Origin of the sequence: [Clostridium] saccharolyticum WM1, from assembly GCF_000144625.1 — a bacterium.
GTDB classification, from domain to species: domain Bacteria; phylum Bacillota; class Clostridia; order Lachnospirales; family Lachnospiraceae; genus Lacrimispora; species Lacrimispora saccharolytica.
Genome location: NC_014376.1, coordinates 2,611,450 through 2,628,948 on the forward strand (window position 1 = coordinate 2,611,450; position 17,499 = coordinate 2,628,948).

At 45.7% G+C, this 17,499-nt stretch carries 18 protein-coding genes; 2 read left to right on the forward strand and 16 right to left on the reverse strand.

The window, feature by feature from the left end:
• Window positions 1-33: 33 nt before the first annotated feature.
• The 8 genes from CLOSA_RS12215 to CLOSA_RS12250 form a co-directional block, all read right to left on the reverse strand.
• Entirely contained in the window at window positions 34-936 is a 903-nt protein-coding gene (locus CLOSA_RS12215; RefSeq protein WP_013273077.1) for a DUF4097 family beta strand repeat-containing protein, read from the reverse strand.
• Window positions 933-1,676, reverse strand: coding sequence for a DUF1700 domain-containing protein (locus CLOSA_RS12220; protein ID WP_013273078.1), 744 nt, complete (start codon window positions 1,674-1,676; stop codon window positions 933-935). The genes CLOSA_RS12215 and CLOSA_RS12220 overlap by 4 nt, the downstream gene beginning before the upstream one ends.
• Window positions 1,673-1,993 (reverse strand): PadR family transcriptional regulator, encoded by a 321-nt coding sequence (locus CLOSA_RS12225; RefSeq protein ID WP_013273079.1) that lies wholly within the window; start codon window positions 1,991-1,993, stop codon window positions 1,673-1,675. The genes CLOSA_RS12220 and CLOSA_RS12225 overlap by 4 nt, the downstream gene beginning before the upstream one ends.
• 83 nt (window positions 1,994-2,076) lie before the next feature.
• Window positions 2,077-2,325 (reverse strand): PspC domain-containing protein, encoded by a 249-nt coding sequence (locus tag CLOSA_RS12230; protein ID WP_013273080.1) that lies wholly within the window; start codon window positions 2,323-2,325, stop codon window positions 2,077-2,079.
• A 230-nt stretch (window positions 2,326-2,555) separates the two neighbouring features.
• On the reverse strand, window positions 2,556-3,596 hold the full coding sequence (locus CLOSA_RS12235) for a TRAP transporter substrate-binding protein (protein WP_013273081.1): 1,041 nt from the start codon (window positions 3,594-3,596) through the stop codon (window positions 2,556-2,558).
• A gap of 78 nt (window positions 3,597-3,674) precedes the next feature.
• Window positions 3,675-4,508: a response regulator transcription factor gene (locus tag CLOSA_RS12240; RefSeq protein WP_013273082.1), complete on the reverse strand. Its 834-nt coding sequence runs from the start codon at window positions 4,506-4,508 to the stop codon at window positions 3,675-3,677.
• On the reverse strand, window positions 4,480-5,997 hold the full coding sequence (locus tag CLOSA_RS12245; RefSeq protein WP_013273083.1) for a sensor histidine kinase: 1,518 nt from the start codon (window positions 5,995-5,997) through the stop codon (window positions 4,480-4,482). Before CLOSA_RS12245 ends, CLOSA_RS12240 begins: the two co-directional genes overlap by 29 nt.
• Window positions 5,998-6,190: 193 nt before the next feature.
• Window positions 6,191-7,426, reverse strand: coding sequence for a D-alanyl-D-alanine carboxypeptidase family protein (locus CLOSA_RS12250; RefSeq protein WP_013273084.1), 1,236 nt, complete (start codon window positions 7,424-7,426; stop codon window positions 6,191-6,193).
• 189 nt (window positions 7,427-7,615) lie between these two features.
• Here CLOSA_RS12250 and CLOSA_RS12255 point away from each other — a divergent pair, with 189 nt between their 5' ends.
• Window positions 7,616-9,025, forward strand: coding sequence for a polysaccharide deacetylase family protein (locus tag CLOSA_RS12255; protein ID WP_013273085.1), 1,410 nt, complete (start codon window positions 7,616-7,618; stop codon window positions 9,023-9,025).
• Between the two features lie 198 nt (window positions 9,026-9,223).
• On the opposite strand, the gene CLOSA_RS12260 is transcribed toward CLOSA_RS12255, so the two are convergent.
• Window positions 9,224-10,177 (reverse strand): TIGR03943 family putative permease subunit, encoded by a 954-nt coding sequence (locus CLOSA_RS12260; RefSeq protein WP_013273086.1) that lies wholly within the window; start codon window positions 10,175-10,177, stop codon window positions 9,224-9,226.
• Window positions 10,178-10,194: 17 nt separating this feature from the next.
• Window positions 10,195-11,538: a CobW family GTP-binding protein gene (locus tag CLOSA_RS12265; RefSeq protein ID WP_013273087.1), complete on the reverse strand. Its 1,344-nt coding sequence runs from the start codon at window positions 11,536-11,538 to the stop codon at window positions 10,195-10,197.
• Between the two features lie 246 nt (window positions 11,539-11,784).
• Between CLOSA_RS12265 and CLOSA_RS12270 the strand changes: the two genes are divergently transcribed.
• Window positions 11,785-12,810, forward strand: a complete 1,026-nt coding sequence (locus CLOSA_RS12270; RefSeq protein WP_013273088.1) for a PTS transporter subunit IIC — start codon at window positions 11,785-11,787, stop codon at window positions 12,808-12,810.
• Between the two features lie 62 nt (window positions 12,811-12,872).
• Here CLOSA_RS12270 and CLOSA_RS12275 read toward each other — a convergent pair whose 3' ends face one another.
• The 6 genes from CLOSA_RS12275 to CLOSA_RS12300 form a co-directional block, all read right to left on the reverse strand.
• Entirely contained in the window at window positions 12,873-13,052 is a 180-nt protein-coding gene (locus CLOSA_RS12275; RefSeq protein WP_013273089.1) for a FeoB-associated Cys-rich membrane protein, read from the reverse strand.
• Window positions 13,053-13,072: 20 nt separating this feature from the next.
• Complete coding sequence (locus CLOSA_RS12280; RefSeq protein ID WP_013273090.1) at window positions 13,073-13,726, reverse strand: potassium channel family protein; 654 nt, start codon at window positions 13,724-13,726, stop codon at window positions 13,073-13,075.
• An 18-nt stretch (window positions 13,727-13,744) separates the two neighbouring features.
• Window positions 13,745-15,106 carry a TrkH family potassium uptake protein gene (locus tag CLOSA_RS12285; RefSeq protein ID WP_013273091.1) on the reverse strand — a complete coding sequence of 454 codons (1,362 nt, stop codon included), beginning with the start codon at window positions 15,104-15,106 and terminating at the stop codon, window positions 13,745-13,747.
• Window position 15,107: 1 nt separating this feature from the next.
• The gene (locus tag CLOSA_RS12290) at window positions 15,108-15,293 is read right to left on the reverse strand and encodes a hypothetical protein (RefSeq protein ID WP_157669015.1); all 186 of its coding nucleotides are present in this window, start codon (window positions 15,291-15,293) and stop codon (window positions 15,108-15,110) included.
• 260 nt (window positions 15,294-15,553) lie between these two features.
• The gene (locus tag CLOSA_RS12295; protein WP_013273092.1) at window positions 15,554-16,579 is read right to left on the reverse strand and encodes an LCP family protein; all 1,026 of its coding nucleotides are present in this window, start codon (window positions 16,577-16,579) and stop codon (window positions 15,554-15,556) included.
• A 79-nt stretch (window positions 16,580-16,658) separates the two neighbouring features.
• Window positions 16,659-17,312: an HAD family hydrolase gene (locus CLOSA_RS12300; RefSeq protein WP_013273093.1), complete on the reverse strand. Its 654-nt coding sequence runs from the start codon at window positions 17,310-17,312 to the stop codon at window positions 16,659-16,661.
• Between the last annotated feature and the right edge of the window lie 187 nt (window positions 17,313-17,499).

Sequence of the window (17,499 nt, forward strand, 5' to 3'; positions counted from 1 at the left end):
TTCTGTGATGATATGATAAAAACAAAAGGCGGTTTATAATTCATTCATAAATTCCACCTGAATTGTTCCCGTGTTGCATTCCAGATCCATATTTTTATCTGCTCCGTTATCTGTCTGCTTCCTGCCTTTTAAAGCCGCACTGCCTTCCTCTCCGATTTTTATTGCTCCCATCTTACACTGGACATCATAATTGTAATCTTCCTTTTTCCCATCAAGCTCCAGCTTTATGGCACCTACCCGGCATACTGCCTCAATATCGCCGGAGGTGGTTCCGGAAAATTCCACGGCACCTGCACTGCTTTCAATAGAAAGCGTTTCCACCGTTCCGCGGTTGATTTTTACAGCACCGGCCTGGACTTCAATATCCAGCTCATCAGCCGACAGGGCCTGTGCCTTCATCGCCGGGCCTGAGGATTCTCCGTCGGAAAAACGGTTGGAATGAACAGATTTTAAGCGGACTTCAGTAAAGCGGTAATCCTTTGGTACCTGGACTGTAAAAAGCAGCTCCGGGCCATCCTTTCTATCCCATCCGGTGTATTCCTGCAGCTCCAGTTCCCCATTTTCTTCGTACTGGCTCCAACAGGTTTTATCCCTGTTGCTGAAGATCTTCACTTCACTGCCTATTGGGTCCTCAATAAAAACAACATTTCCCGTACGCATTACTATATCCAATTTTTTTACTTCCGGAGAAGAAAAAATTTCCTGACCTTTTTCCTTCCCATTCAAAGCTTCCGGACTATAAAAATCATAGAAATCTCCATCTTCCCAGAAGGTGTCCAGAGCAATTCCTGATATCCCTCTTCTCCATTCTATGGCTCTCTGGGGCACGATATCCTGTAAATTTCCTCCCAGCACAGAGGATACGGCTGAAATCCCCCCGCCAACCAGAACGCAGATACTTCCGGCAATCAAACATATCTTTATAAACCTTTTCATAGACGGCTTCTCCTTCCGTGAAATAGTCTGCTAAGGACATTTACAAAGCTCCTGAAAAGAAACGGAAGAAATCTTCCGTAAAAAGCACCGCTGACTGCCAGGGCAATTAAGCCAAGTCCAAGAAACAGAACCCCAAGTCCAAGTAAAAGGGCACCGCTTAAAGGGTGAATCACCATAGAAACAATACCGGCTAAAACCATACAAACCCCGGCCGCCAATAGGGCAAAGGTTATAGCACCTATTCCAATGACCGCCGCCGCAAGGATTCCTATAAGTCCTCCTGCTATGCCTGCAAGCCCGCCTCCTATTCCCAAAAGCATAGGAGAAGCGGCAATAATCAGTATCATCCATAAAATAAATTTCACGGTCCGGTTCCCATCCATGGTTCTTCTCCGCCTTGCGTGTTTGTTCTCTCTTTCACCTTCCTGGTATCTTCTCTCCTCTGATACCTCGGGAAGGTCATACCGCTTTGCCATCTGGTAATTGGGATCTCTAAACCGTTCATCCCGGTAACCGGTCTCTGTGAATTCGCCTCCGTCCTTTAAATTCCCGGATATATCCGAACGGATAATGGCTGCTATTCGCTCAGGACTTTCAAATTCCCGTATTACGTTCTCTTCATTTTCCGGTCCTGCTTCTTCCAGATAATCCCTGTAATATCCGATGGCATCCGCCTTTTCTTCATCTGGAATATCCGACAGCAGATACTCCAGCTCTCTCATAAACTCATCCCTGCTCATATATGTGCCTCCTCAAAAATCCGGGATATCTTCTGCGAGTAGCCTTCCCACTCACCCTTATAAAGGTTCAATTGAACCCGTCCTTTTTCCGTAATCTTATAATATCTTCGGTTTCTTCCGTCAAATGCCAGATCATAAACCTCCAGACACTCTTCCTTCTGCAATCTTCGTAGTACCGGATAAAGGGTTGATTCTGAAATCTCAATGACATTTCTCACATCCTGGGTAATCTTATAACCGTAAGTACCCTCCTGATCCCTTGATACTACTGCAAGGACAATGGCGTCCAATAATGCTGCTCCTGTGTTAAAAACCATGTGTCCACTCCTATCTTTATTACTGCCCATGTTCTCCGGGATACAGGTACACCCGAAGGGTGTATCCCTGATACTTAAGAAGTTTACCTTGTTTCATCCTTTGGTGCCTGGGGTATGATGACCGCGGCAATGATATAAAGAACCAGACTTCCTCCCACCAGGGAAAATCCCATAAATGACTGGAACAAATGACGCCATGACTGAAGCAGCATCAAAAGGACCCATATCAGCCTTATCATAACAGGATCAACCTGTAAATATTCACCAATGCCGCCGCACACACCGCAGAGGACTTTGTTTTTTACAGAACGGTACAAACGCTTTGGTTCCACGATTGCCCACCTCTCTTTCTTCTATTGAATCGAAATATAATATTATTTAATTTTATATATTATATTTCGTATAATATTATTATATGCGATATAATATTACTTGTCAACACCTATATTCCACTTAATAAGCCATTCTTTCAGAGAAACAAAAAACGGATGCATTCAAGCCACTTATTTCCTCTTGAATGCATCCCTTATTAATTCCCCCTGATTCCTTAAAATCCAATGTTTCACCGGATCTTGGCGATCCTGTCCACCACATCACTGTATTGACTGCAGTACATCTGATAAACTATTTTAACAGCAGATCGGAACCTGGCCAGCTCTGCCGGGCTCAGTTCTGTGACAATACACCCCTCTTTGATCAGCTGGTCCCTGACCGTCTGCTCCCTTGTCTGCCATAGCTTCCTTTCATACCGGGCGGACTCTTCTGCACAGGCCGAGATGATCTCCCTGTCCGTCTCCTTTAACTGGTCCCAGGTAGCCTGAGAGACAAGCTGCATCTCAGGAATCCGGTTGTGGGCATCCAGTGTAATGTATTTTGCCACCTCATTATGACGCATACTTTCATAGGACGGCCAGTTATTTTCCGCACCATCGATACTGCTGGTTTCCAAAGCCGCATAGATATCAGAATATGCTATGGGTACTGCTCTGGCTCCCAGTGCCTCAACCATCGCTGCCATCATATCCGATTCCGCAACACGGATGCGCATGTTCTTCATATCCTCCACAGATTCTATGGGACCGGAGGAATTATAAAAATGCCTGGCTCCTGCATCATACCAGGAAAGGGCCACCAGTCCGCTGCCCTCAAGCTCCTTCTTGAATTCCTCACCGATTTCCCCGTCAAGCACCTTCCACATATGCTTTTCATCCCGGTACAGATAAGGGAGCTGGAGTACATTAAATCTGGGTTTTAAATCGGTTAACATCATCACGGAAACCCTTGCGAAATCTATTCCACCGTACTGAATCTGCTCCACCACTTCATTTTCATTGCCCATCTCTCCTTCGGCAAACACTTTGATCTTGATTCTTCCCTCCGTCCTTTCGTACACCAGTTTGGCAAACTCCTTAGCCCCTTGTACCGTAGGATAATCCTCAGGCTGGTTATCTGCGTAGGAAAACACATATTCCGGTGCCTCCTTCCGGCCTGACAGCAACAGATAATCTCCCATGTTCCCCCATTTCATAAGACCAAAAACAAAGATTACGGCAACTGCCAGATAAAGGGCGAACATGCCCCTTTTTACAATCCGTTTGTCCATACTTTCTCTCCCAAAACGCCTTTCCTGTTTTTTGTCCGTTCCTATATCCTGTAAGCTTTACGCCTTATCTCCTGAACCTCAATAGGATTGAAGATCCTTTAGTCTGGCGATTCTGTATTCGGACGGATTCACACCTTCCAGACGTTTAAACACCTTTGTAAAGTAATTGGAATCAGCGTATCCTACTCTGACTCCGACTTCTTTCACATTCACGTTGGGCTGTACCAGAAGCTTTTTCGCTTCTCTCACCCGGTATTCCGCCAGATAGGAGGTAAAACTTTGCCCAAACTGCAGCTTGAACATCCTGCAAAAATAAGGTTCAGAATAACCTACCGCCCGGGCTGTTTCACTCATGGAAAGATCATTCATGAAATTTATCCGGATGTATTCTTCTACCATGGAGGTCATAACGGACAGGCGGTTGCCATTAAAATCAGATTCATCTTCCCCAACCGGCTGCAGCTTCTCCTTTTCAGTTGGTGCATCAGATTCTTCCTCTGCCTTTTGCACCTTTATTTCTCCTGGACGGCCTTCCCGTTCTTTGGTAAGGCGCAGTGCCTCTTCAACCACCCCAAGAACCTCTCTCTGGGAATATGGCTTCAGCAAATATTCCATGGCTCTGATGGAGATCGCCTTTTTGGCATAATCAAAACGGTCATAAGCCGTAAGAAAAATAAGGCAGCAATCCTTTTTTTCCTTCCGCATGATTTCCGCCGCCTGGATTCCGTTCATTCCCGGCATCCCAATATCCAGTATCACCACCTGGATCTCTTCTCTCTTAAAAATCTCAACGGCCTCATTGCCATTTTGAGCCTCAAGAATCTGACACTCCTCTCCGAATTTCTTTTGAAGCATTTTTTTTAGTACCATGCGTTCAATCATTTCATCTTCCACTATCATCAACCGATACATGATCCATCTTATCCCTTCTACGGCCAAATTCAATCTGCACCCTTGTTCCGCTGCTTTCGCTGCTGTCAATGGTTACCTTTCCATATTCGTAATAGGACGAAATCCTCCTGTAAATATTCCCCAGCCCGATTCCAAGCCCTGTACCCTTGGTCTCAGCCGCTTTTCGGATCGCTAAAAGCTTGTCCGGGCCCATTCCCTTTCCTGTATCCGACACAGACACCCATAAAAGCTCTCCGCTTTTTTTAATGCTGATGTCGATGCTTCCTCCGCTTTCTTTTTCCGATATGCCATGTATTACCGCATTCTCCACCAAAGGCTGAAGTATGAATACCGGCACCTCCTCCTGGTATAAGTCCTCGCTGCAGTGGATATTCCATTGAATCCGGTTACCAAAGCGCATCTGCTGAATATACATATAATCCTTCACCACCTTCAGCTCTTGTTCAAGAGGCTCAAAGGCATTGGACGTGCGGAGGCTGTAGCGGAGAAGATTGCTGATTGCTACCAGCATTTCTTCCGTAACCGGCGCCTCTTCCATCTGCGCCATCCTGGTAATCATGTTTAATGTGTTAAAGAGAAAATGGGGATTTAGCTGGCTTTTAATCAGCTGAAGCTGGGCCATGGAAAACCGCTTCTCAAGCTCTGCCCTCTCCAAATCCTGCCGGTACAGCTTTTCTTCCATCACCCTCTTTTCCTCATTGGCAGTGATATAATCCCTGGTTGCATGCTTCATCTTGTTGAAAGCGCTCACCAGCTGTCCGATCTCATCCCTGCCATCCCAGCAGACATCCGGGGATGAAAAGTCGTTTTTTTCAATCTTGCCGGAGACTGTAGCCAGTTGTACAACGGTTTTTACAATACTGCCCGTAATAAACCGTAAAAGGACTACAAGCATCAGAAATGCAACAATACTGATGGCAACCAGAATGTAAGGCATTCGCTTGAGTACAGGGATCTGAATTTCATAATAATCATTTCCGCCCATTAAAACTACCTTGGTAAGACGTGACCCATAAATATCCAGGTAGTTTTGCATACTGTATGCTTTATACAATTCCGTAATATAGCCGGGATCCCCCTGGCTCATAGCCACCACTTTTTCCCGCTGCTTTTCATAGGTCCCGTAGCTGTTTATGATATTCCAGGTGATCCCGTAACGCTTTTCTCCGATTTTATCGTAATCATAGGGCAGACTGTTTATATACCCTCTGGTTTCCTGGCAGGCCTGCCGGTAGGCTTCCTTATTTTCCGGAGTATTATTTGCCAGCAACTGGGCAAACCAATCTATCTCATGTTCCATTGATTCCTGAAATTTGTAGCAGGCCAGGTTGTCATCCATGATTACGCTCACATCGTTAATAAAAATATATGCCACTTTCAGGTTGATGAAAATGGAAGCTGCCATAATGATCCCCACACTTCCGATGATCACATACATTTTCCGTTTCAAAGACATCTGATACCATTGGGCAAGCAATCGATCTCCCACCTGTTTTCCTCCCAATTCATTTTTCCATATTCTAATTAATCTTATCCTTTCCCTGCCCTTCCGTCAATCTATTTCAATGAAAGAGAAATAACTGTCAAAATATACCGTTTTCTTTCCCGGCACAAAAAAGCCCCGTAAGCGATGCTCATAAGTGATACATCGCTTACAGGGCAAACTCAATGCCACAGTTCCATTACAGGTTAAAGGCCATCCAAAGGCGTTTGAAATAATCGGTAAATTTGGCTTCCCTCACGGCTTCGGCTGTTAATACGGGAACTTCCCCAATCTTTTTTCCACCAAGTATATAAATAAGGCTTCCTGCCTTCTGCCCTTCTTCTACAGGCGCAGAGACGGACGGTTCCAGCTCCAGTTTCTTTTCAATGGTAGAAAAATCTTCACCTTTCAGGCTTAAGTAGGAAAATGAACCTCCATATTTTAACGGGACCTGATCCACTACTCCGTTATCTACCACCATTTCAGGAAGAGGCAGCATCTCCTTATCCTCATACAGTTTACAGTTGGCATATCCAAAATTTAAAAGAGTCTGGGCATCTGCGAACCTGATTTTATAATCCGGAGCAGCCATGATGGAGGCGATCAGACGGACCCCATCCTTTTCCGCCGTTGCTGAGAGACAATACTTTGCTACTGATGTGGATCCGGTCTTTAACCCGGTTACATTGAAATTTGTCGCCATTTTCAATAGCTTATTGGTGTTGGAAAGGCCAAATTCCTTTGTTCCCTGCTTTGTTACATGAGTGATATTCTCCATCCAGATGGTTGAATAATTATGAATCTGTGGATATTTGTTAATCAATTCCCTGGACATAAGTGCAATGTCTCTGGCTGTTGTCACATGAGTTCCCGACTCGGTAAGTCCGCAGCAGTCTTCGAAATGGGTATTTGTCATTCCAAGTCCTGCCGCTCTTTCATTCATCATCTTAACGAATTCATCTTCCGTTCCTGCTATGTATTCCGCCATGGCGACTGAGGCATCATTGCCTGAGGCGATTACGATACACTTAATCAGAGTATCGACCGTCTGCACTTCTCCTTCTTCTAAAAAGACCTGGGAGCCTCCCATCGACTTTGCGTGGGCGCTGGTCACAACTTCATCCGTAAGCTTGATCTTACCGGAATCCAGCGCATCAAAAATAAGTATCAGAGTCATGATCTTCGTAATACTTGCCGGGCTCCTTTTTTCATCCGCGTTCTTTTCATAAATAATCTGTCCGGTCGACGCTTCCATCAGGACAGCACTGGGAGACTGCAAGGCCGGACCACCTTCCGCATTTACCTTTTTCGCCTCTTCTGCCTGGATAATCATGTCCGAGGCTACCGCCACATCCGGCTCTTGCCCTGCCGCCGGAAAGCATAAACAGGAAAACAGCAAAAGGCAGCTTAATACAAATGCCGTAACTCTCTTCATATGATACACGATCCCCTAAAATTCCTTTGTACCATTGTATGGGATTGTTTCACATACATATGCCACTTTTTCCAAAAAAAATTACCTCCTTTTCATTTCAACTTCCGGCAAAGTATGCTATACTTGTACAGGGAATATTACAGCGCTTTGAATATTGTCCCAATACTACAGAAATTATGAGGTTAAGCTATGAACAAACATGACTTTCGCGGACGGAGTTCCGGCAGAGGCCGGAACAATACATTGCAGGTTATCCTAATCGTTATTCTGGGAATATTAATCGTCACTGTTTTGACCCTATGCGGAATTGCAATCAACAAGAAATTTAATAACAAGGCATTGCCAGCAGATTCCTCAGTCGCAGAGCATCCTTCTGAGGAAGACCCCCAGACTCCTTCCAACGCTGAAACCACCTCAAGCAAACAGGCCAATGAAGAAAACTTAAAATCCCTGCTTTCCCAGGCGGAAGCTCTTGCTGCAGGGTATGATTACGAAGGAGCCATAAATCTCCTCCAGTCTGATCCCGTGTTCCTTACAAGAGATGAGGTTGCATCTGCCATTGCCGGTTATCAGACTGCAAAGGATGCCCTGGTAAGGATCAATCCCCAGGAAGTCACCCATGTTTTTTTCCATTCCCTAATTATGGATAATTCAAAAGCCTTTGACGGAGATTCCAAACAGGGGGGCTACAACCAGATGATGACTACCAAATCGGAATTTCTTAAGATCATGCAGTCTATGTATGACAAAGGGTATGTTCTGGTGAAAATTCACGATCTTGCTTATGAAGGAAAGGATGAGAACGGCAATCCGAAATTTGTGTATGGTGATATCATGCTTCCCCCAGGCAAGAAGGCCTTTGTGCTGTCACAGGATGATGTCTGCTATTATGAATATATGGATGGAGACGGCTTTGCTTCCCGCATAGTCATTGGCGAAGATGGATACCCAACCTGTGAAATGAAGATGCCTGACGGCAGCGTTTCTGTAGGAGATTATGATCTGGTGCCGATTCTTGAAAATTTTATAAAAACCCATCCTGGTTTTTCCTATAAGGGAGCAAGAGGGATCCTGGCCTTTACGGGCTATAACGGGATTTTAGGTTACCGGACAGATGAATCCTATAAAGACACAAACCCTAATTATGAGGCGGACCGGGAACAGGCTGCAAAGGTAGCCCAGTCCTTAAAAGACCATGGCTGGGAGCTGGCCTCCCATAGCTGGGGCCACCGGAATATGGGAACCATACACATGAGCCACTTTAAGGCGGACTGTGATAAATGGCAACGTAATGTTGAATCCTTAACAGGACCTACGGATATTATCCTCTTTCCCTTTGGCAGCGATATCGGAAGCTGGACTCCTTATACCAATGATAATGAACGTTTTACATATTTAAAATCCCTTGGCTTCCGCTATTTCTGTAACGTGGACGCCAGCAAACCTACCTGGATGCAGATGGGCACCGATTATTTCCGCCAGGCCCGGAGAAATCTGGACGGATACCGGATGTATTATTATCCTGATAGCTTAACGGATCTCTTTCAAGTTCCTGACGTCTTTGATCCGGACAGGCCCACACCGGTACCTCCAATGTAAATTCTGAATGACAATAGGATAAAAGGCATATCCCTGACCGATGGAGAGATTATAAGCCTAAGAGAAAAAGCCGCAGATATTACTGCGGCTTTTCTCTTATCTTCATTTCGTTATCCGGTAAAATAAAAAGAATGGAAATAACGAGCGGGCTATATTTTATCACGCGGAACTTGATATTCAGGGAAAGAAGTTTCATTTCTAAAACTGCACGAATCCTTTGACCGGCTGGGCCGGAATCACTGATTCCGCATATAATACAGGGCCTTCCCCTTCATAATCTTTCCAGAACTCATAGGCAATCTTTGCTTTGACACGAACCCATTGCTTTGTTTCCAGATCTTTTGCCTCCCTGGACTTAGTGACAAAACCTAAGAAAGTCATATCATCCTCACAGCAGGTCATTGCCATACGTCCTGGCACAAAATAATTTTTAGGGAAATCAGGAGTTTTCAAAACCATAGCGGTAAATTCTACAATCTTCCCCTCATAACGGTCCCGTCTTTCCATACAATCAATATACCAGATACCATAGGCCTCCGGTGAGATTTCCACCACATCTGCGCTCATATCATAGGGCAGGTCTTCCTCCTGGATCTCATTGATTTCTCCGTCAGCATCCTCAAATACGATCTCTCCCTTGGGACACATTGCCTTAAGAGTCCGCCGGTATCCGGATAAGTCTTGGATCCCGTCGCAGCGGTTGCAAATGACCATCTCTGAATTGCGGACCATGGAATAAAGCAAAGGCTTCATATTGGCAGCATAAAGGTCAAAGGTGGACATATCGATCAGGGTGATCTGCTGATAGATCTTCCAGTCATCCGGGAGCTTCAGCTCGTCTAAATTCCACATTCCATTCCACTCGATCAAAACCCGCTCCGGGTTGTAGAGCAGCTCCAGCTCCAAAAGCCTGTCCGGGTTCAGCTCCTCAATGCTTTCTATAAAGATGCCTGCCGTCCTGGTACGTTTTAACAGAGACTGGTCATATTCGTTTTCCCCGTCTTCACATACGATCAGCAAGGTCTTTCCATCAGCCTTAAAATAATCCTGCTCCATGGTGAATTGAAGGAACTGGGTCTTTCCAGATTCTAAAAATCCATTTATGAGGAATACCGGCATAAAGTCGTCTTCCATTGTGTCCGTGTTGCTCATAATACCCTCCATTCCGCTTATCTTCCAAAGGATTTCTTAAGTTCCTCTTCCTTTAAATTCGCTCCGATCACGCAGACCTTGCCGGTATATTCCGGTGTTCCTTTCCGGATTTCGTATTGCTCCGGCACAAGATCAAAGTAATGCCAAGTGCCCTTTTCTTCGCCTGGAATCATACCTTTTGCACGAAGTACATCCCCAAAACTGTCACCATATGCCAGTTCATCAAGAATCTTTTCCAGCTCTTCTCTGCGTATGGCCCCTACATTCTCAAGGCCCCAGCTGGTAAATACTTCGTCCGCATCATGGCTGTGATCGTGGCCACAGCCGCATTCTTCCCCGTGGCCGTGATCATGGTCATGGCCGTGGCCGCAGCCGCATTCTTCCCCGTGGCCGTGATCATGGTCATGGCCGTGGCCGCAGCCGCATTCTTCCCCATGGCCGTGATCATGGTCATGGCCGTGGCCGCAGCCGCATTCTTCCCCGTGGCCGTGATCATGGTCATGGCCGTGGCCGCAGCCGCATTCTTCCCCATGGCCGTGATCATGGTCATGGCCGTGGCCGCAGCCGCATTCTTCCCCGTGACCGTGATCATGGTCATGGCCGCAGCCGCATTCTTCCCCGTGGCTGTGATCATGGTCATGGCCGTGGCCGCAGCCGCATTCTTTCTCTCCATGCTCATGGCGGCCTCCGCAGCCGCACGCTTCCCCGTGAACGTGGTGATGACGGCGTTCTCTCACTTCCTTCATCAGGTCCTCAGCCATGGTGTCCGGTTTTTCAATGATCTCCAGAAGCTGCTTTCCGGTCAGCTCCTCACATGGAGTTGTCACAACAGCAGCATTTGGATTCAGCTCCCGTATGATCTCAACCGCCTGCTCCACCTTGTCGGCAGGAGCGATATCCGTTCGGCTTAATACGATGGTACCGGCATTCTCTATCTGGTTATTGAAAAACTCCCCGAAATTTTTTCGGTACATTTTACATTTCTGCGCATCCACAATGGTGACTGCACTGTTTAAGGTCACTTCTATTTCTGACGCTACGTCAATTACCGCTTTCATGACATCGGATAATTTTCCCACCCCTGACGGTTCGATGATCACCCGGTCCGGATGGTATTTTGTCAAAACTTCTTCAAGGGATTGGCCGAAATCACCTACCAGGGAGCAGCAAATACAGCCGGAGTTCATTTCCCGGATCTCGATCCCTGCATCCTTTAAAAACCCTCCGTCAATTCCTATTTCACCAAATTCATTTTCAATCAGGACCACCTGCTCTCCGGCAATGGCTTCCTGCAGCAGCTTCTTAATAAAGGTTGTTTTACCGGCTCCAAGAAAACCGGAAATAATATCAATTTTAGTCATATGGAAGATACCTCTTTTCTTTCCAGAGTTTTACATGAAATTACATTTATTTATTGTGTCACAAACCTTATACAAAGTCAAGCAGCGTCCGAAGGGATTTTCCTGAGGATATTGTTTAAAAATTATCATTTTTAACAAAATCCTTTAAAAAGCCTTGCAATCTGATCATTTTATGGTAGAATACATGACAACTGCTTTGACAAAGGTCAAATGTGTGCACCATTCAAATAAAAGGAGATTTTTATCATGGAAAACTGCGGCGTAAAAGAATTCCTCAAGAAGAAAAACGTCACAATTACTGTCCAGACCTATCTCATTGATGCATTGGGTGCGATGGCATTTGGCCTTTTTGCGTCTCTTTTGATCGGAACCATATTCGGTACTCTGGGCCAGCAATTCAATCTCACTATCTTCAATGTAATCGCAGATTATGCAAAAGGCGCAACAGGTGCTGCCCTTGGGGTTGCTATCGCCTATGCCCTTCATGCCCCTGCCCTTGTCCTTTTTTCCGCAGCGACCGTTGGCATAGCCGGCAATTCTCTAGGCGGACCAATCGGTGCTCTCACTGCAACGGTGGTTGCCACGGAACTGGGAAAGATTGTCTCAAAGGAGACCAGACTGGACATTCTGGTTACCCCGGGAGTAACCATTATTTCCGGAGTCTTAATTGCACAGTCCGTAGGACCAGGTGTGGCAGGCTTTATGAGCTGGTTTGGCTCTCTTGTAAAAACTGCCACAGAACTTCAGCCATTCTTTATGGGAATCCTGGTATCCGCCCTAATTGGAATTGCTCTCACCCTTCCCATCAGCAGCGCCGCTATCTGCATCGCCTTATCTCTTGACGGTCTGGCAGGGGGTGCCGCTACAGCCGGCTGCTGTGCACAGATGATCGGCTTTGCCGTCCTTTCCTTCCGGGAAAACGGAGTAGGAGGCCTTATGGCCCAAGGCCTTGGAACCAGTATGCTTCAGATGGGAAATATTGTAAAAAACCCAAAAGTTTGGATTGCTCCCACCCTGGCTTCCATGATAACAGGTCCTATCGCCACCATGTTATTCCAGCTAAAAAACATACCTGCCGGCTCCGGCATGGGTACCTGTGGTCTGGTAGGCCCTATCGGCGTTTACACTGCCATGAAAGGCGGATTGTTCATGTGGCTGGGAATCCTGATGGTCTGTTTTTTGCTTCCGGCCTTAATCACCCTTTTGTTTGGCGAAATACTTAGAAAAATGGGCTGGATTAAATTGGGAGACTTAAAATTAGATTTAAAATAAGAAACATCAAAAAGGAGGATGCCCCATGCAAGCAGGCGGCATCCTCCTTTGTCTTTCCCCTTTTATAAGTTCTTCTCTTCATCCGCATTTCTATAAGGACAATGACCGCAGCCTCCGCTGCAGCCGCCACAGCCACAGCTTCCCTTATTTTTTATGAATTTTCTTACCGAAAAACAAACCAGGACCAAAAGGATCAGGGCTATAAAAATCGTGGAACCATTAGAAGCCAACCATGCAGGCATATCAAACCTCCTATGCTTCTCTACTTTAATTCCTTTAGTATATGCTCAATATGTTCCCTTTTGCTAATCACCATCAAATGTTCCTGAGCCTGAATGACATAATCCGCCGGCGGCATGAGCTGGGCTCTTCCTTCCCGCTTGATCCCAAGGACACTGATATGATACCGGTTTCTGATATCCACTTCCCTTATGGACTTATGCACCCATTCAGGTAGGGGAGGAATCTCATAGATGGAATATTCCGGCGTCAGCTCTATATAGTCAAACACATGGTCCGTACTGTAACGGACAGACAGCTTTTCTGCAATATCCCTGTCCGGATAAATAACTTCATCGGCTCCGTTCCGCAGCAGGAATTTGGCATGGATATCACGGTTTGCCTTACTGATGACTCTCCTGCCTCCCAGCTCCTTGACCAGGCTGGTGATTTCTAAGCTGCTCTGGAAATTCGTTCCAATGCACACAAAGCACAAATCGAAATTGGCAATGCCCAGGCTCTTTAAGACTGCTTCATTGGTACAGTCACCGATCTTTGCGCTGGTAACATATGGAAGCAGATCCTCAAGACATTCTTCCTTTTGATCCACGATCATAACATCGTTTCCAAGTCTTGCCATATTAAGGCACAGATGATGACCAAACCGGCCAAGTCCAATGATTAATATTGATTTCATGATTTTACTCCTTTTTCTTTATCCTACATTGATCGTTTCCGTCACTTGTTCCACATGTGCCTTGCGATGGCTCTGGGCAAATGCCAAAGCAAACGATAAACTTCCTATCCTTCCGCTGTACATGAGAATAATAATGATCACCCGTGATACGGAATAAAGATCTCTTGTAATACCTGTGGTCATTCCTACTGTTCCAATGGCAGATGTGGTTTCAAACAATATGTCTGAAAACCCCAATGGCTGGATTGCCATAATGGCCAGGGATGCAGAAAGAGCCAGGAACAGGTTGATGGTCAAAATGGCTCCGGCACGCTTAATAACGTTATCTTCTAGGCGTCTTCCAAAAATATTCACCCCGTAGGTCTGCTTGATATTGGAATGCACGCACATGAGAAGGACAAACATTGTGGTAGTTTTAATTCCGCCTGCCGTAGATCCCGGACTTCCACCGATAAACATAAGGATTATGGTCAGAAGCTTGCTTCCGTCGGTCAGAGCCGCCGTATCGGTGGTATTAAAACCGGCTGTTCTGGCGGTTACTGAGCTGAATAAGGACGTCAGAATCTGTCCGCTCACATTCATCCCCACCAGTAGGTTGTTCCGTTCCAGAAGATAAAATAGTAATCCTCCTCCAAAAACCAGGACCGAGGTGATCACCAAAACCATTTTTGTGTGAAGCATATATTTTTTAAAATGAAGCTTATTCCTATATAAATCTTCCCATACAATAAAACCAATTCCGCCGATAATGATCAGAGACATAATTACCAGGTTCACCAGCCAATCATCATAATAGGAGACAAAGGAGCTGTAGGGGGTCTGATTCCCCATTAAATCAAATCCCGCATTGCAGAATGCGGATATGGAATGGAAGATGCCGTAAAACATCCCCCGCCAGAATCCATACTTGGGGATAAAACGGATGGCCAGAAGAATGGCCCCTACTCCTTCAAAAAGACAGGTCCCTTTTATGATTCCCTTCGCCAGCCTTACCACTCCGCCGATCTGCAGGGTATTGACACTTTCCTGCAAAAGCCCCCTCTCCTTTAAGCCTATCTTCCGTCTGAGTACGATGGAGATAAACACTCCTACCGTAACAAACCCAAGGCCTCCGATCTGTATCATGGTCAGGATTACCATCTGCCCGAACAAAGACCACTGAGTCCAGGTATCCCTTACCACCAGCCCCGTCACACAGGAGGCGCTGGTGGCTGTAAACAGGCAGCTTAAAAAATCTTCTGATTGCCCATCCCTGCTGGAAATAGGCAGCATCAAAAGTAGAGCTCCTGTTATAATCAGGCAAAAAAATCCATAGGCAATAAACTGAGTCTGGCTCACGTGCCTCTTAACACGCTTTGATTGTTTTTCTTCTAAGTTCATTTCACTGACTTTCCTCTTTTCCTGCGGCCAAATGTTCCGCCTTATTACCGGCCCGGTTTAGCCGGGCCACACATCCGGCTCCTGAAAAGACCAGAAATGCCTTTTCGTAACCGTAGCCGCCATTCTTGTATTCTTCCTCTTCCATCCCTTCCACCAGCTCTTCCTGCACCGTATTCAAATGGTCCATGCCCGTGACAACCGTTACAGTGCCAGGATCAGCCGCATTACCCCCATAAGAACCAGTCTGCAAAAGAAATCATCTGGCATAAAAGCAGGAGTTTATTCCATCTATTTTTAATCATTTTTAATCTCCTATCTGATTCCATTTGCATAGTATAGCACATTTTGTTCCGAAGGAAAAGGACAGTTTTTTAAATAAGCAGGAAAAGGCCTGTAAAAGACAAAAGAAGAGTAATTCTTCCTGCCGTTTACAGGCCAAATATCCTTTTACTTCCTATTTTTAATCCGAAGCTCAATCTGCCTGCTGATCTCCTTTACCTGATCCGAAGGCTCGTAGTTTTCTTCATCAAATAAAAACTGATGAAGCCTTATTACGTTTGATTCCAAGGTTACCGGGACAACACAATCTCTTTTACCGACCATCACATCCTTAAGCTTTGACGGAAATCCTTCCGTTTCTGTCAGGTGAAACCTTTTTACATTTTTCATCAGTGGAAGCATATCTTTCATGCCGATACTGGTGGATATCTGGGGGAATACAGCGGCAACCACTTTGCTTAAAGTTGCTGCATCTGCCTCCCTGGCTTTTTTCAGCGCCAGATCGGCAACCTCCCGCTGCCGCTCGGTTCTTTTAAAATCGGTATCCATTTTCCTGAGCCTTGCATAGGCCACTGCCTGAACCCCGTCTAGGTGGTTGGGACCCTCCTTTTTTAAGTGGTGGGATCCTACGCCCGTGGATTCTACGGTCTCCGTAATAAAGCCGTTTATCACCCGGAATTCTTCATGGCTGATATCCACATCAATACCTCCCAGAAGATTGATGGCATCAGCCACTGCCTTCCAGCTAAATGATGCATAATCGTCAATAGTCAGATCCAGATTTTCATTTAAAGCCTCTATGGCCTGTTTATGGCCGCCTTTAAAATATGCCTCATTGATCTTATCATAACGTTCTTTGTCTTCTATCTTTAAATAAGTGTCCCGGTAGACAGAAACAAGCCGTATTTCCCCTGTACCAAGATTCACATTAAGGATCATCTGCATATCTGACCTGGTCCCCTTGCCAAGGGTTCCTTCCCTGGAGTCCACGCCAAACACTGCCACGGTCCAGTAGCCCTCCATTTTTTCCTGGGTCTCAATGCTTATATTTGTATTCTGCATCTGAGGTATCTGTACCTTTGGAACCATCTGCGGCATGTGCATGATGTTCCAGGCATATCCCAGCATCGTCCCTATTAACGCCGCCCATACGGCCGCAATGGTAATCAACCCCCATTTTAAGTAATTCGTCATGATTCCTCCCGCTCGTTTCAATAAAAAAAGAAGAGATGCATAATCTTATCTCTCCTTAATTTTCCTTTATTTTAAAATTTTATACAAAAACATGTTGAATCTCACTGGGATTGCTGATGATGTACTTGGGTTGAAACGCCTCCAGCTCCGCTCTGTCACGAAACCCCCAGGTCACAGCCACCGTATCCATTCCGGCATTGATGCCTGTCTTCATATCCGTGTTGGTATCTCCAAAATAAAGGCACTGGGAAGGGTTTGCATGAAAGTGATCTGCTGCCATAAAGGCACCTGATGGGTCTGGTTTGCATTTTACTCCATTGCCTTCCCCTATGATCAGATCAAAAAATCCCCTGCCGAATACAGCTTCCACACACTCCACGGCACGTTCATGGCCTTTGTTGGTCAACACTCCGATCTTTATTCCTTTATCTTTAAGAAATTGTAAAAGCTCTGGCATCCCCTCATATGGCTCTACCATGTAAAGGCAGTTTTTCTCAAACGTTTTTTCATAAAATGCAAGGGCCTCCCGGAAATGGGTCAGTTCATCGTCTCCCGAGTAAATAAGGGCCCGTTCTACCAGCTTTTTAAAGCCATCACCAACAAATTTCTTAGTGTGAGCCACATCGATAGGCCCATAGCCAAAATGCTCCATGGTCAGGCTGATACTGTAAGCCAGGGAATGAATGGTATTGATAAGGGTCCCATCCAGATCAAATAAACAGCATTTATACATGATTTTCTCCTTCCTGTTCTCTTTCCGCCTTAACCCCTGCATTTTTTAAGAAGATAATAAGGGGTTTTCGATGATTCCATCCTGCTTCTTAAGATTATAGAACAGAACCGTACAAAAATCTACCCCTCCATGCAATCCCTGGCAGCATCAACAAGTCTTTGTTTTTCATCAGAAACATTGCCGATGC